The sequence below is a fragment of the Arthrobacter sp. SE2 genome (assembly GCF_058244265.1).
In genome coordinates this window covers 19,470-33,766 of record NZ_JBZAYA010000030.1, presented here as the reverse complement: position 1 = coordinate 33,766, position 14,297 = coordinate 19,470, and the positions used below count along the sequence as shown (strand labels likewise).

Below are 14,297 nucleotides of genomic sequence, written 5' to 3'. Positions count from 1 at the left end.
TCGGTAGACCCTCATCTTAAGAGGGCCCACTGTCCGAGATCTCCACGGCAGTTCACTTCGCCTCCTTCACGGAAGCACTGTTGCTCCCATGATCAGGCTCCCGCCCGGTGGAACTATGCCGATACGGCGGAGTTAAAGTCGTCGAAGAAACAAAGCGCCACCCGCTCACGTTCACCGGCAGCAGCGGTTGCCTCGGCATAGTTGCGGGCTCGGCATAGATCGATCTATGCGGATATCCTCATAGATCGATGAACTGGGCTACATGGAACTGGACAAACGAGGAGCCGAACTGCTCTTCCAAGTCCTCACCGAACGAGAAGAAAAAGCATCCGTCGCGATCGCCACCAACGAATCCTTCTCCGGCTGGACCAAAACCTTCACCGACCCGCGCCTCTGCGCCGCCATCGTAGACCGGCTCACCTTCAACGGAACCATCATCGAAACCGGAACCGACTCCTACCGCCTCGCCCACACACTCGCCCAACAGGCCGGTAGCTAACGAGGGTGGGCCATTGGACACTGCTATGGTGCGAAAATACGTCGAGCATGGCCCCCTTCTTAGAGGCCCGAGCGTGCGGCGGGAAACTAGGGTGAACTTCCGGTAAAAGTCACCATGGGTGGTTACACAAGAACTGTGGCCGCACGCCATCTGGGGGTTAGTCGGGCCGAGCCTGTCTTCTTGTAGATCTCAGCGCTCGGATAAACATATAGAGAGAGGCGGCGATCATCAGACCGTACGCTATTAAGCGCCAAGTGACGGAACCCGCGATTAAGTCCGTTATTCCGAGAGTCAGCCAGAGCAAAATTCCCAAGCCCGCGTAGACGAGCATGGCGCGGGGGGCTTGAAGCGGTTTCATGTGTTGTCCGTGTCGTAGGGGAATGGAGAGCGCCTAAAAACATGACGTGGCAATACCGACACCTAGCCCGGCCGCCGCATACCAACTCCAGCCGCCAAAGAGGAGCCCAGCCGCGGAAAAAGTTACGCTCAACTTGCATTGCCACGGCGTGGTTGGTGCGGGTGGTCCGTACCATCCGCAGTCAGGGGTGTCGTGGTTCCAGGAGTAGCAGAAAAGCCCCGATGGATCGGTGTTATTGATGGGGTTGGCGGCGCCATAGAGGTAGCGATTTACCTCCCGCCCTGAGGGGTCTGCTTGGGTGAAGCGGCCGTGGAAGGGGTTGTAGTAGCGGGCGCCGAATTTGATGCGGTTGCTGGCGGCCATGTCGTTGTACCCGCCAGCATAGGTCCACGGGTTGACGGCGGCCTGGGCACCGGAGCTGGTGGTGTTGCCCCAGGAGTCGTAAGAGTAGGTGGCTGCGGCTGCCTGGGCGCTGTCGGTGAGCAGGATGGTGGAGCCGAGCGCGTCCATCGTGTAGTAGAAACTCGCCCCTGAACTAGTGCGCATGCTGATGAGGTTACCGCCGGGGTCCCTGATGAAGGAAGTGGTCGCGCCGCCGGTGGTTTGTTGGGTGATTCCGAGAGTGCCGTTCAGGAACGAGGTGCCGCCTGCGGTGAGTCTGCTGTCGTTCCGCGGTCCGCTGTAGGTGTAGTTCGTGGTGGTGCCGCCGGCGGTGTTGGAACTGAACTGGTCGAAGATGTTGTAGGTCTGGGTGGTGGGCCCGGCAGCGGTGGTGTTGCCGTTCGCGTCGTAGCTGAACGTGGTCGCGCCGCCCGGGGGTGTGGCGCAGTTCCCGGCGCTGGCACCGGACCAGCACAGCTGGTCGGCGGCGTTGAACGCTGAGTACACGTTCGCTGTCCCGGTCTTGGTGTCTATGGTGCGGTTGCCGTTCTTGTCGTAGGTCCAGGTTTCGGTGGTGGACCCGGTGACCGCTGAGGTGAGGCGGTTGATTTCGTCGTAACTGTAGGTGGTGACGGTCCCGGTTTCGGTGGTCATGGTTTTGCGCAGGGCCGCGTCTTTGGTGCCGTTGACGGTGTAGGTGTAGGCGCGTTTGGCCAGGACGGTGCTGGAGCTGTTGGTCGCGGTGATGGAGACGATGCGGGAAGCCGCGTCGTAGACGGTGGTGTTTGTGACCCCGTTGGGGTAGTTGGTGGCGGTGCGCCGGTTGACAATGTCGTAGCCGAAGCCGGTGCATTTGGTGCTGTTCGGGAACGTGGGCGTCCCCGGACAGGACCCGCCGGGCTCGGCGAGGCTGATCAGCCTGTTCGCGGCGTCGTAGGCGTAAGTGACCGTCCCGAGGGGGTCAACTGAGGTCAGCACGTTGGAGGCTCCGTCGTAGCTGACTGACGTCGTGGTGCCGCCGATGGTCTTGGATTTTGGCCGGTTCTGGGCGTCGTAGCTGAAGTTGGTGTTTCCGGTGTCGTCCTGGCTTTGGGTGAGGTTCCCGCGAGTGTCGTAGGTGTAGGAGACGCAGTTGCTGGCGCAGTTGACGCCTTTGTCGATCTGGATGAGCCGGTCGTTGTTGTCGTAGTCGTAGTGGGTGACCTGGCCTTTGCCGTCGGTTGAGGTGATCAGACGGGAGGCGTCGTCGTAGACGTTCGTGATCGCCCCGAGCGGGGATGGCTGGGTGATGGTGGTGGGCATGCCCAGGGTCCCGTAGGTGTAGCTGGTGACGTTGCCGTTGCCGTCGGTGGACTTGCAGACCTGGCCTTTCTTCGCCCCGCAGGTGGTGCCCGCCGCGTCGCCCTGGTAGTTCAGCTTCGGGGTGCCGCCGGCGCCGCCGGTGCCCGGGGTGGTGGTCTGGTACCGGTTCATGGTGTTCGCGTCGTAGCTGTAGGCCGTGGACTGGTTCTCCGTGCTGACCACCGCGGAGGGCAAGTCGTTCGACAGAGGATTGCCGGTGTTGGACGGGTAGCTGAAGGACGTCTCGGCTCCGGCGGTGCCCACGGGAGGTGCGGTGATCTTGGTCAGGGAGTTGTTGGCATCGAAGGTGTAGTTGGTGTTGTCCGCCAGGGCGTCCGATGACCAGAGGCGGTCGTTGTGTGCGTTGAAGCCGAAGTTCGTGTTGTGGCTCAGCGGGTCGGTGATCCTTGTGACCTGGTTCGGTGTCGTGTGGGACTCGTAGATGGTGGTCTTGCCGTTGGGGTCCGTGACCTTCGCCTGGAGCGTGTAGGGCGGAGGATAGGTGACGTACGTATACGTCCAGATGCTTTGTTCGGTCTTGCCGGTGGCGTAGGTTGCCTGGCTTAGCTGAGTTGAGGCGTTGTAGGCCAGGGTGGTGACGGTCCCGGCGTCATCGGTGATAGTCGTGATCCGGTTGCTCGGGGACCCGTAGCCGAACCTCATCACCGCACCTGTCGCGTCGGTGATCTTCGACATCGCGCCGTTCGGACCCGAGTACTCCAGGTAGATGTCCCTGGACAAGGCGTCGTCATGGATCTGGGAGGGCTGCTCGGAGTTGTTCGGGTCCGCGTATGTGAAGGTGATCGGCCTGCCTCCGATGGTGTCGTTGATCGTGGTCAGGACCCCGGAGGTGTTGTAGGTGTAGGTGATCCGGTTCGGGGACGTCGGGTTCTGGTCGTCCATGTACTTGAGCCGGAACACTCCGCCGACCAGTTCGTACTCATTGGTGAAGCCTGTGTCGTTGAAACGGATCGACACTGCCGTGGATGTGAAGTTCGTGATGGTCGCGTTCAGGTCAGGCGGCATGGTCCATTGCCCGGACCCGGCGGGGGCGAAGGTGTAGGTTCCCCCGTCAGGGGCCGTGTAGACGACCGAGTTGTCGCCGCCCACAGTGATAGCCGCCTCGTTGGCGCCGACCGACAAGGTCGGCCGGGCGTCGTTGAGGGAGTTGTACCGCCAGCCGATGGCCAGGTCCCGACTCGCGCCTTTGACGTGCAGCAGTTGCCCGGCGAGAGCGACATTGCCGTTCGAAGGATTGAACGAGAGAGTCGACAGATCCGTCAGATGCCTGGTGAGCATAGACGCGGAATTCCGGATTCCGGAGCCGAGGCCGTTCGGTCCCGTCGCGGGTGGCAGGAGCATCGCCAAACCAAGTTTTGGGGCCATCGGCGCAGTAGCGTCTCGGGCGGTGAGGGCCCTCGCCGCCGATACACTTCGCCCGGGTGGCGGAGCCGTGGTGGTCAGTGCAGAAGCCGCCTGCGACGGTGCGGCAAAGCTTGTAAGAACAACGGTGGAAATTGCAATACCTGATAGAAGAGACCGTAAAGCAGCCATGCTGCGCCCCCGAAATTTTGTGCTCCCCAGTGAGCATCCTCTGCGCCCCCAGCGAGCACGAAATGATCATCGACTTTACGATTTCCCGAATCAAGAGCTGACCGCCCCGAATTTTCAGGGCCAGTCAGAGCACAGGCGACATCGGACCTACCACAAAACGGGCATGTGACAAGGGCGACACCGAAACCTTGGCGCCCCCCGCAGAAATTCGGCGGTCGACGTTTCCCCTTGTCAGGAGAGTAATCTTTCCGGAGGCTGACTTGGCCCGGTTCCGCTTGCGAGCGGACTACCCGAGCATTAAATCCGGCATCTGTGATGCAGATTTAAGGATTCTGTCAAGAATAGTCGACCTGTTGACAGTTTCTGCAATTGCAAAGTCCAGACACTTCGTAGTCCTCGGATCGTGCGTGTCTTCGATGATCTTGGACATTGACATACACGCGCTGAGGGTCGCGCTGCCCGGTGGGTCTGCTTCAAGCTGCAACTCGCGCAAAAAGTGGGCTCAGTTCAAATTGACAAAATCATCATCTACTACGAGGGCAGTTACCACCTCTACTACCAGAACAACCCCTTCGGGAATGTCTGGGGAAACATGTCCTGGGGGTACGCCACCTCCACGAACCTCATCACGTGGACAGAACAACCCGTCGCCATTGCCTGCGACGAAAACGAGGACATCTACTCCGGCAGCGTCGTCTACGACCAGCACAACACCAGCGGACTCGGTGACGGAACTGCTGCACCCCTGGTCGCCATCTACACAAGTGCCTACAAGGAGAAGTCACAGCACGCCGGGATCCAGGCCCAGTCGCTGGCCTGGAGCATCGACGGCGGCTACACCTGGTCCAAATACCACGGCAACCCCGTCTTGAGCAGGGACTCGGCCGAGTTCCGCGACCCGAAGGTCTTCTGGTACGACGGCACTTCCGGATCCTACTGGGTCATGGTCGCTGTCGAGGCACTGGATTTCACCGTCGTGATGTACCGCTCCGATGACCTCAAGAGCTGGGACTACCTCAGCAGTTTCGGGCCCGCCAACGCCACCGGCGGAGTCTGGGAATGTCTTGACCTGTTCCCGCTTCCACTTGACGGGAACGAGGACCTGATCCGATGGGTCCTGACCGTTAACCTCAATCCCGGCGGCCCAAACGGAGGATCTGCGGGACAGTACTTCGTTGGCGAATTCGACGGCGTGACGTTCAGGTCCGAAACCACGGTCACTGAAGGCGACCAGGATCCGGCGCGCCTGACCGAGTATCACTGGCTCGACTGGGGCCGGGACTACTACGCTGCCGTTTCCTTCAGCAACGTTCCGGACGGCCGCCGGCTCATGATGGCCTGGATGAACAACTGGCAGTACGGCAACGACATTCCAACCTCCCCGTGGCGAAGCCCCATGTCGCTTGTACGCGAGGTCTCGCTGGTCACTTCTGAAGGGGCACCGCACCTCACCCAGCAGGCCGTGATTGACCCCGCAGCGCTTACCCGCACAGCTGCCTACACAGAGCTGGACGTCAATGGCATCCGTTCCGTGGCAGGCGGGGGCGCCGTGCAACTCATCGAGGTAACGTTTGTGCCCGGTTCCGCAGATGAATTTGGCCTCGTGATCCGCGGCAACGGCAACGAAGGTACAAGGATCGGCATCCGTCGGGGTGACGGCAGACTGCTCGTGGATCGAACGGTCTCGGGCAACACGGCGTTCCACAGCGCCTTTGCATCGATCGAAACCGCGCCCCTGCGTGCCGTGGATGGGGCGTATCACCTGCGTATTTTCGTTGATCACTGCTCTGTGGAGATCTTCGCCCAAGACGGAGAAGTCACCCTCACCGAACTGATCTTCCCGGACCCCTCCAGCACCGGTGTGTCGCTGTACACCACCGGAGGAACCGCAAAGGTCGCTTCCCTCAGGCTCACCACCCTCGCCTGACCATGGCTACCCAACCGCCGGATGATTTCAGACCCACCCAATCAACGCGACGGGCGGACGACGGCGGCCCAGCTTGCCTGCCAGGGGACTCGCATGAAATAGAGAGTCCCTGGCGCGCGATGGGTTTGAACGCCTTGCCGCTGCCCGGCAGTCGCTACCGCCCATGACGGGCTTCGAGCGGCTTACGGGCTCGAGGAGCGAGGCACTGCCGCACGGGGGCAGCTTGGGCTAGCCGCACGACTGCTGTCGCATCGTGCCACGCTGAACTCATGAATCTCTATGCCCCTAAGACCTTGGGTGCCTTTCGTTGCTGCTGTCGGATGTGCGACGGAAGACGGTGGTGTCTTCGTTCTTATCGATCATGGTGCGCCCTTTGCCGTCATTCTGGATGATCCAGAAGACCCTTCGGTCCATGGAGAGCATGTCGATTCGTCCCGACGAAATTGATCCATCGGCGCGGCGGATTGAGACTTCGTCTGCGCGGGCGAGTTTGTTCCAGTCCGGTATGCGCTCCATTTGCGGCGTCGGAGCGCCGCTCGGTGCCTGCGTGAGTTCGTCCGGCGTGGTCTTTTGCAAGAGGGGTGTCATGGTGTTTCCTGGACTGTCTTTGGTCTTGTTTGATCCGGTCCGCGTGGGGACGGGGCGGGGAACAGTGTGCCTGCTCCCCGCCCCGTTGGCATCGGACCCGGCTCCTGCGCCCGACTTTCGGGTTACCTGTTGCGATGGAATATGCAGGGCCTGGTATCCGATGCGGCTTTGTGGAGCGACCCAGCGAAGCCGACCGCTTGGGCGGGTCAGGCCCCGGGCAGGGGTAGGAGCCTGATTCGTGGTGGGCTCTCTCAGTAGGCCAGGGCGGGTTCGCTCAGCTGGTGCTTTTCCGCCTCGGTGGGCACGAAGCCCGTTTTGAGTTCGGATTGGAGCTTGTCGGCGTCGAGCGCGTGCTGCCACTTGGCTATGGCGACGCACGAGACGATGTTGGCCACGGTGCTGGTGAGGGCGCGGGCTTCGCTCATGAAGCGGTCGATGCCGACGATGAGGGCCACGCCGGCAACGGGAAGCGTTGGCATGACCGTCAGGGTCGCAACGAGGGCGACGAAGCCGCTGCCCGTGACGCCTGCCGCACCCTTGGAGGTCAGGAGCATCATCCCGAGCATGAGGAGGATCTGGTCCCAGCTCAGGTGGATGTCGCAGGCCTGGGCGATGAACATCGAAGAGAGGGTGAGATAGACGGCGGTGCCGGTGAGGTTGAAGGAGTAGCCGGTCGGGACCACGAGGCCGACGACGCCGCGGTCGCAGCCGAGGCGCTCGAGCTTGGAGAGCAGGCGCGGGAGGACGGGTTCGCTTGAGGATGTGGCGAGGACGATGAGGAACTCGTCGCGGAAGTAGCGCAGGATCCGCCAGAGACTGAAACCGGTGAGCTTCGCTAGGATGCCGAGGGCGACGACCACGAAAACGATGCATGCGGCGTAGAAGGCCAGGATCAGCATGCCGAGGTTGCCGATCGAATGGGCTCCGTACTTGCCGACCGTGAACGCCATGGCGCCGAATGCCCCGATGGGGGCGATCTTCATGAGGAAGCCGAACACGACGAACAGCAGCTTGTTGAAGCTGTTGACGACGTTGAGGGCGAGCTGACCCGGTGCGCCGAGCTTGCTGAAGGCGAAGCCGCAGAGCAGGGCGATGACGAGCACGGGCAGGACCTCGCCGTCGGCGAAGGCGCCGACGAAGCTTGTGGGGATGATGCTCATAACGAAGTCCACAGGGTTGCTGCTGGGTAGCTGGCTTGTGTACTTCGAGGCGACAGAGGTATCGAGGTGGGCCGGGTTGATGTGCATGCCCGCGCCCGGCTGGAAGAGCATGACCGCGCCCAGGCCGAGGGCCAGTGCCACCAACGTGAGCACGTAAAACAACCCCAGCGAACGCAGCAAGGTCGGGCCGACTTTCTTGGCGTCGGTCAGGGAGGTGATGCCGCTGACGATGGTGCAGAAGACGATCGGCGCGATCATGAACTTCACGAGCTTCACGAAGCCGTCGCCGAGCGGCTTGAGGGAGGAACCGAGGTCGGGCCACAGTGCGCCGACGAGGATGCCGAGCCCGACGCCGATGAGTACCTGGACATAGAGGTGTCCGAGGATGGATTTGATCTTCATTGAACAACTTCCTGGGTGAGTGCCCCATCTAATGATGGCAGGGGCGGATTGAAGGGGCTAGGCCGTCAGGGCGACAGGCTGTGCGACGTCGATGTCGGCGACGGCGAGATGGCGGGCCGCCCTGTGGAGGGCGACCTCGCTGACGTGACCGTTGTCGTCTGTAACGACCTCGGTGGTGATGACACCGGCAGGCGTTCCGATGCGCAGCAGCCGGCGCCGTTGGCGGGCGCTGTCTGCCGGGCGCAGCGCTTTGGCCACTACCGATCCAGGCAGGGCAGCTGCTAGTGAGACGGCGACGGCTGAGGTGAGGCCGATGGCGGGGTGGGGTGCGAGCATCGAGAGCATCCGCACCCGCAGATCGTGGGTGTCTGCCGCGATCCTCGTTCCGTCGGCCGCAATGTAGTCACCGGGCGCTGCGACGACGCCGACTTTCGGGACGGCGTTCTGCGGAGGATCTTCGGGCTTCCGCAGCCCCATCATCAGGCCGGCCGACGCCCGGGCTGCTACAAGCCTGGGCAGGGGCTCGGACAGGTTGCCGGTCATCACCGACAGATCGATGCCTGCCTCGTACGCAGGGATGAGGACTGCAGGTGCCCCGGCGTCAACCAGGGTCGCCGTAAGAATAAGCCCGCCAGCGGAGATTTCGTCGGTCGCGCTCCCCGTCGGCAGAACGGCTCCTGTGGTCCGCCCCCACGGGGCGTGGAACGAGAGGCTTACGGGAACACCCAGTGCGCTGCTGCCAGGAACCCGGGCCGGGCCCGACGTCGGGATCCGGCCGCCGGGGGTGGCGATCGTGCCGCTCAGCACGGCTCCGGTGTTGAGGTTGCGCATGCTGACCCGCGTTGATCCGTCCCGGGGAGGAACGATCCCCGATTGGACGGCGTACAGGGCGATCGCGGTGGCACAGTTGCCGCAATTGGAACCGAGTTCCACCGTAGGGTCCCCGATTCCGACCTGGGCGAAGAGGTAGTCCAGGTCCGCCGGCCCCTCGGGAGTGGCCCGGACGACGGCCGCTTTCGACGTCGTTGACGTCCCGCCGCCGACACCGTCGAGCTGGCGGGCATCGGTTGCGCCGAAGGCATCTGCCAAGAGGTTGCGGATCTCCTCGCGGCTCCCGGCGTGAGGGGCCACGTCTTCGGCCTCGAAGAGCCAGCACTTGCTCGTGCCGCCCCGGTACCAATGACCGCGGAGTTGCATGGTCTTCTTCCTTCACGTGTCGTGGTCGCGCCTCGCGGCGCCTGCTCCTTCTACGATCCACTCACCGAGAGTTCAGCACAATCACAGGATTATCGACTACCGTCCACTTTTGCTAAACTCAAATCCATGGCCGACCTAGATCTGCACAGGCTTCACCTGCTCCGCGAAGTAAGCCGTTCCGGCTCCCTGACGTCCGCCGCGACGGCCCTGTCCTTCACGACGTCGGCAGTCTCCCAGCAGATCGCGAAGCTCGAACACGAAGTGGGCGTCGCGCTGATCGACCGGCACCCACGGGGCGTCGTGCTCACCGATGCAGGCCAGGCGCTCCTGCGGTATGCGGACGACATCGACAGGACAATCGAGGCCGCCCGGGCCGAGATGGGCGAGTTCGCCGGGTTGCGGCGAGGCCAACTGCGAATGGGGACGTTCCCCACCGTCGGTGCATCCCTCATGCCCGACGTCGTGCTGGCCTTCCGCGCGCGTCATCCGGAGATCGCCGTCACCGTAGTCAGCGCCCGTCGCGACGGCCTGCTTGAACGGCTGCGGCGCAGGGACATCGAGCTCACACTGCTGTGGGACTACCCCTGGGAGCGCATCGAGGATGAAGACCTGACCCTCATACGCCTCATGAATGACCCCACCATGCTGCTCGTACCAAGGGACCACCCCGTCGCCGCGCGCCGCTCGGTGAGAATCGGCACGCTCAGTGACCAGGAGTGGATCGTCCGCGACGAACACCCCGTGGCCGACGTCCTCCGCCGGGTCTGCCGCGATGCCGGCTTCGAACCGCGCATCGCCTTCGCCGCCAACGACTACCAGGAAACCCAAGGCATGGTCGCAGCAGGCATCGGCATCGCCCTGGCCCCGCAACTCGCCCTTAGCGCCGTCCGCCCCGACATCATCGCCGTACCTCTCGCCGGCTCCCCCGCGAGGAGGATCCTCCTCGCCCACCTTGCCAACCGCAGGCTCAGCCCTGCCGGACAGCGGGCCGCATCCGTGTTCCTATCAACCGCGAAGCGTTTGCAAACCCCCGCACTCGCAGCAAGCAACCCCAGTTCGTGAGTCCCGTGCCGCCACTACGCGCGGGTTTCGTTCCTTGAGCCACCAACGTGGACACGTGCGCCCTCCGGCAGTCGGTCGGCCATGCCGAGATGACCGCTGGCGCTAAGTGCAGAGGACTTCACACGTTCCGTGCAGGCGACGTCTAGTACGAAAATGACATATAGCCGAGCTGCCACATTAGGCCATTCTGACCCAGAAACTCCTCCACGGACCGATGTAGAGACGATTTACGGTGAGACGCGTTTCCGAGACGTTGAGGAGACCGGGTTTTCGCCTACACACAGGCCCCTCAAAAGGCCCAGGACAGTGTATTGAAAAGCTGTAGTTACCCGAGACTTCACACTCGAACTCCCGTAAAAGGCGCCGCCTGTCGCCGGGCGACCAGCGACGCGCGGTGCTCGGTGCGCTTGGGTGGATATTCGGCGCACCGCGCGTCGCGAACCCCAGCGCGCAAGTCATGTAGCCCGGTCATCGTCAAACTATGAAGGGGCAAGAACACAGACCCACCGTCCAACACAAGGAAAGCAGGCACCCCGGCCGCACCGACGGCCACCAACAAAAACGGCCCCGAAGGGGCCCATAAAAAGCTGACTTGTGCACAGTCAGAGGGCCAAAGACCCCCTGACCTGTGGAAACACGTGCCCGAGGTGGGACTCGAACCGGCTTCCGGCCCCTGCAAACACTGGGAACTCCCGGAAACATGCTGAGTACGGGCCAGTCCGGCGGCGGTACGGCCCAGTCTGAGACCCAGAGTGTGCACAATGTGCACACGTCGTTTTTTGGGCCTTCGAACACCCCGCCGACCTCAGATCAAGAGTCATGGCCATTAGCTTGGGACCCTCTCGACCGGACCTATCGTCGAATCAGGTGTTTCTCGATCAGGATCCTCCGGGCTTCCCGGCCGCGAGAGCGACAGCAACAGGCATACTCACTAAGTGAACGGGGTTACCAAGAATTAATTTGTCAGTGGCTCGCCGCTTGGACGGTTTTCACTGTCTCGCCTCGGTGCCGCACCAAGCTGAATCCGTGACTGATGACAAGGAAATCTTTAGTACTGGATTCTCGCGCCGCGGCTTCTTCACGGCTGCCGGAGCTGCCAGCGCCGTCGCCGTTTTGGCAGGCGCGACCCCGGCGTCAGCTGTTGGCAACAAGGCGATGTTGCTTTCTGGCGTCGGCGACCCGCTGACCACTCCGGTTGTGAACGGACTGCATCTGCAGTTCGGTACCGATGCATCCAGCGAAGTTGTTGTGTCGTGCCACACCTTGCAGCCCGTCACGCAGCCCCGGGCGATGCTCGGCGAAACCGACGGAAGTTACAGACGGAGCCAGGACGCGGTAGAAACCAACTACGTCGACGCCAAATCCGGCCAGAAGGTATATGCCTATCACGCGAAACTCACCGAGCTCGATCCATCCCATGACTACGTGCATGCAGCCATTCACGACGGCGCGCAGCCAGAGTTTGGTTCTTTCCGCACGGGAAGCTCATCGGCTTTTGACCTGCGACACCGACCAGACGGACTCCGGCGGCCACGAAGAACGGCTCGGTAGGTTGATTCGGCAATACAACGATGACGTCGAATACTACGAAAACATCGGTGCTGTGTATGCCATGATTCCGACCGATACCAGCCCGAATTTGAAGTCCGCCAAGTAGCGCCCTAAGACTGCTAGGTCATTTCTGCGGGCCCGGCCCACGCTCCTGGTGCGCCGGTTCCGCCATCACCCCGGTCGTCATCCTTACCGCAGCGCAGACAGCGTTTGTAATTCCTGCCGTCCTCGGTGTGCTCGGCGTGCCACTCATGGCGCATGTTCAACTCTGAATCGCAGCGCTCCATGACTCCAATGGATGGCCTTCACGGCACGTCAATAGAAGAACGAATCCGTGGGTCACAGCTTGGATAGGGGACTGTAGGACCATCTATCCCCTCTGCTGAAGTAGCTTTCCCGACCATCGGCCGTGAGCCACCGACAGCACCAGCGTCTGTGATAGCCGATGGTGGGTCGGCGCGGGATCGGCACCAGCTGTCGTATTCGTAGCCCTATTGACTTCGTAGCGATATCGACACGAATACGTCCCAGTCCGGGCCGGCTCCCGAAAAGCCGCTTGCGGGAGGCCTGCCGCCAGGGTGCCCGCGATAGCCGGGAAGCAATGTCAGATATATCGAACATTCCCAAATAGGCCTTGGATGTTTGAAATATAGAACAAATTGTCGGTATGGCACTATGATCGATATATGGAACACGACGAGCCAACCCCGTTCTACCGTGCCGTGGATGCTCCCTCGCTGGGCAGGGCCATTAGCGATGCCCGCAAGGAGGCCGGCCTGACCCAGCAGGACCTGGCTGAGCGGCTCAAGGTGACCCGCGGGACCATCGTCCGGCTCGAACGCGGGGAAGCCGTGTCCTTGGTGGTCGCCATGCAGGCCATCAGGGTCCTTGGCCGTGACGTCGCCCTCGTCCCGCGGTTTTCGAAGCTTCAGGTCCGCCCGTGAGCCCCCACAAAACCCTGGACGTCTTCCTTCGCGGCACGCGGATCGGCGAACTGAAAGGCAGCGGACTTCGCATTTCCTTCCAGTACGACCGGGCAGCTGTGGCCGAGTACGGCTCCGGGTCCATCCTGTTGTCGCTGTCCATGCCCGTGAGCCGGAACAAGATCGGGGGCCCGGAAGTGTACGACTTCTTTGACGGGCTGTTGCCGGAAGGCCAGGTGCGCTCCCACATCGCCAAGGAGAACGGCCTGTCCACCCCGGATGCGTTCGGTCTTCTCAGGGTCCTGGGCGCCGACTGTGCCGGCGCCGTTCAAATCCTGCCGCCCGGGGACGCTCCGGACGTACCAGGCGCCGCCATTCCAATGACCGAGGATGAAGTCGCCACGGTTGTCGAGTCACTCCCCACCTGGGACCTGCCCGATGACTTCCTCATCACAGCCTCCCTGGGCGGGGTCCAGTCCAAGGTACTGCTGACCCGGCACGACGGCGGCTGGGCCTGGCCGGGCCGCGGAGCTGTATCCACCCACATCATCAAGCCTGAGCCCCTGGAGTCGACCATCCCGGCCCTCCTCGCCGCCGAGGACTGGGCGTTGAAGACGGCGGTTGCGGCCGGAATACCCGCGGCAACGGCACGCCTGGAGAAGTTCGGCTCCCGCCAGGCGATCATCGTGGACCGCTTTGACCGTGCCCCGGATGGCAGCCGGCTCCACCAGGAGGACTTCACCCAGGCCCTGGCACTGGCCAGCGAAGCGAAGTACGAGGGCAGTTCAGCCCCGCCGTCCCGGCTGACCCGCCTGGTCAACGCAGCCGCACCGCACACGCGCGACGACGATGCCTTCCGCCGGGACCTGCTCAGCGCAGTGACTTTCAACCTGGCGATCGGTAACGGGGACGCGCACTCGAAGAACTACTCCCTTATTCTGCGCGATGGCGGCGAAGTGCAGCTCGCCCCGCTGTACGACGTGGCACCCACGTTGCTGCTCTACGCACCGAGCAACAACGCCGGGCACTCCATCGATGGCCAGATCCGACTAAGCTACATCACCCTGGAGCACCTGGCCCGTGAGGGCGCAGCCTGGGGCCTGGACCTGGACGACGCACGGCAGACTGCGGTGTCGACGCTGGAAGCCATCGCTGCAGCGGCCACCACGAACCAAGCCCCGGAGGGGTTGAAATTCCTCCAGGACCTGGTGCCCGCCCGCGTCAGCGACCTGCTGAACGGCGGCGCCGCCCGGCGGGAACTCCGCTAACCAGTTCTCGAAGGCGTCAAAAATCAACCCGGACCACGCGCCACCGATGGACGGATTCGTCGGCCGTGTCATTGCTTCCGTAATCT

General features: G+C 62.7%; 9 protein-coding genes and 1 pseudogene. 6 read left to right on the top strand and 4 right to left on the bottom strand.

The window, feature by feature from the left end; genetic code table 11:
- Positions 1 to 244: 244 nt before the first annotated feature.
- Positions 245 to 499, top strand: a pseudogene (locus AC4CS3_RS22745) (ATP-binding protein); the annotation flags it as partial.
- Between the two features lie 391 nt (positions 500 to 890).
- Here the strand turns inward: AC4CS3_RS22745 and AC4CS3_RS22740 are convergent.
- Positions 891 to 3,965: an RHS repeat-associated core domain-containing protein gene (locus tag AC4CS3_RS22740; protein WP_490785357.1), complete on the bottom strand. Its 3,075-nt coding sequence runs from the start codon at positions 3,963 to 3,965 to the stop codon at positions 891 to 893.
- Between the two features lie 664 nt (positions 3,966 to 4,629).
- Here AC4CS3_RS22740 and AC4CS3_RS22735 point away from each other — a divergent pair.
- Entirely contained in the window at positions 4,630 to 6,060 is a 1,431-nt protein-coding gene (locus AC4CS3_RS22735) for a glycoside hydrolase family 32 protein (RefSeq protein WP_490785356.1), read from the top strand.
- A 285-nt stretch (positions 6,061 to 6,345) separates the two neighbouring features.
- Here the strand turns inward: AC4CS3_RS22735 and AC4CS3_RS22730 are convergent, their stop codons facing one another.
- The 3 genes from AC4CS3_RS22730 to AC4CS3_RS22720 form a co-directional block, all read right to left on the bottom strand.
- Positions 6,346 to 6,648 (bottom strand): hypothetical protein, encoded by a 303-nt coding sequence (locus tag AC4CS3_RS22730; protein WP_490785355.1) that lies wholly within the window; start codon positions 6,646 to 6,648, stop codon positions 6,346 to 6,348.
- Positions 6,649 to 6,899: 251 nt separating this feature from the next.
- Complete coding sequence (gene dctA / locus AC4CS3_RS22725; RefSeq protein WP_490785354.1) at positions 6,900 to 8,210, bottom strand: C4-dicarboxylate transporter DctA; 1,311 nt, start codon at positions 8,208 to 8,210, stop codon at positions 6,900 to 6,902.
- Positions 8,211 to 8,267: 57 nt separating this feature from the next.
- Entirely contained in the window at positions 8,268 to 9,407 is a 1,140-nt protein-coding gene (locus AC4CS3_RS22720) for a PrpF domain-containing protein (protein ID WP_490785353.1), read from the bottom strand.
- Between the two features lie 126 nt (positions 9,408 to 9,533).
- Here AC4CS3_RS22720 and AC4CS3_RS22715 point away from each other — a divergent pair, with 126 nt between their 5' ends.
- The 4 genes from AC4CS3_RS22715 (at position 9,534) to AC4CS3_RS22700 (ending at position 14,211) form a co-directional block, all read left to right on the top strand.
- A complete protein-coding gene (locus AC4CS3_RS22715; protein ID WP_490785352.1) occupies positions 9,534 to 10,469 on the top strand; it encodes a LysR substrate-binding domain-containing protein in 936 nt (311 codons plus the stop codon).
- A gap of 1,026 nt (positions 10,470 to 11,495) precedes the next feature.
- Positions 11,496 to 12,020 (top strand): fibronectin type III domain-containing protein, encoded by a 525-nt coding sequence (locus AC4CS3_RS22710; RefSeq protein ID WP_490785351.1) that lies wholly within the window; start codon positions 11,496 to 11,498, stop codon positions 12,018 to 12,020.
- A 686-nt stretch (positions 12,021 to 12,706) separates the two neighbouring features.
- On the top strand, positions 12,707 to 12,964 hold the full coding sequence (locus tag AC4CS3_RS22705; protein WP_490785350.1) for a helix-turn-helix transcriptional regulator: 258 nt from the start codon (positions 12,707 to 12,709) through the stop codon (positions 12,962 to 12,964).
- A complete protein-coding gene (locus AC4CS3_RS22700; RefSeq protein ID WP_490785349.1) occupies positions 12,961 to 14,211 on the top strand; it encodes a type II toxin-antitoxin system HipA family toxin in 1,251 nt (416 codons plus the stop codon). The genes AC4CS3_RS22705 and AC4CS3_RS22700 overlap by 4 nt, the downstream gene beginning before the upstream one ends.
- Positions 14,212 to 14,297 lie beyond the last annotated feature (86 nt).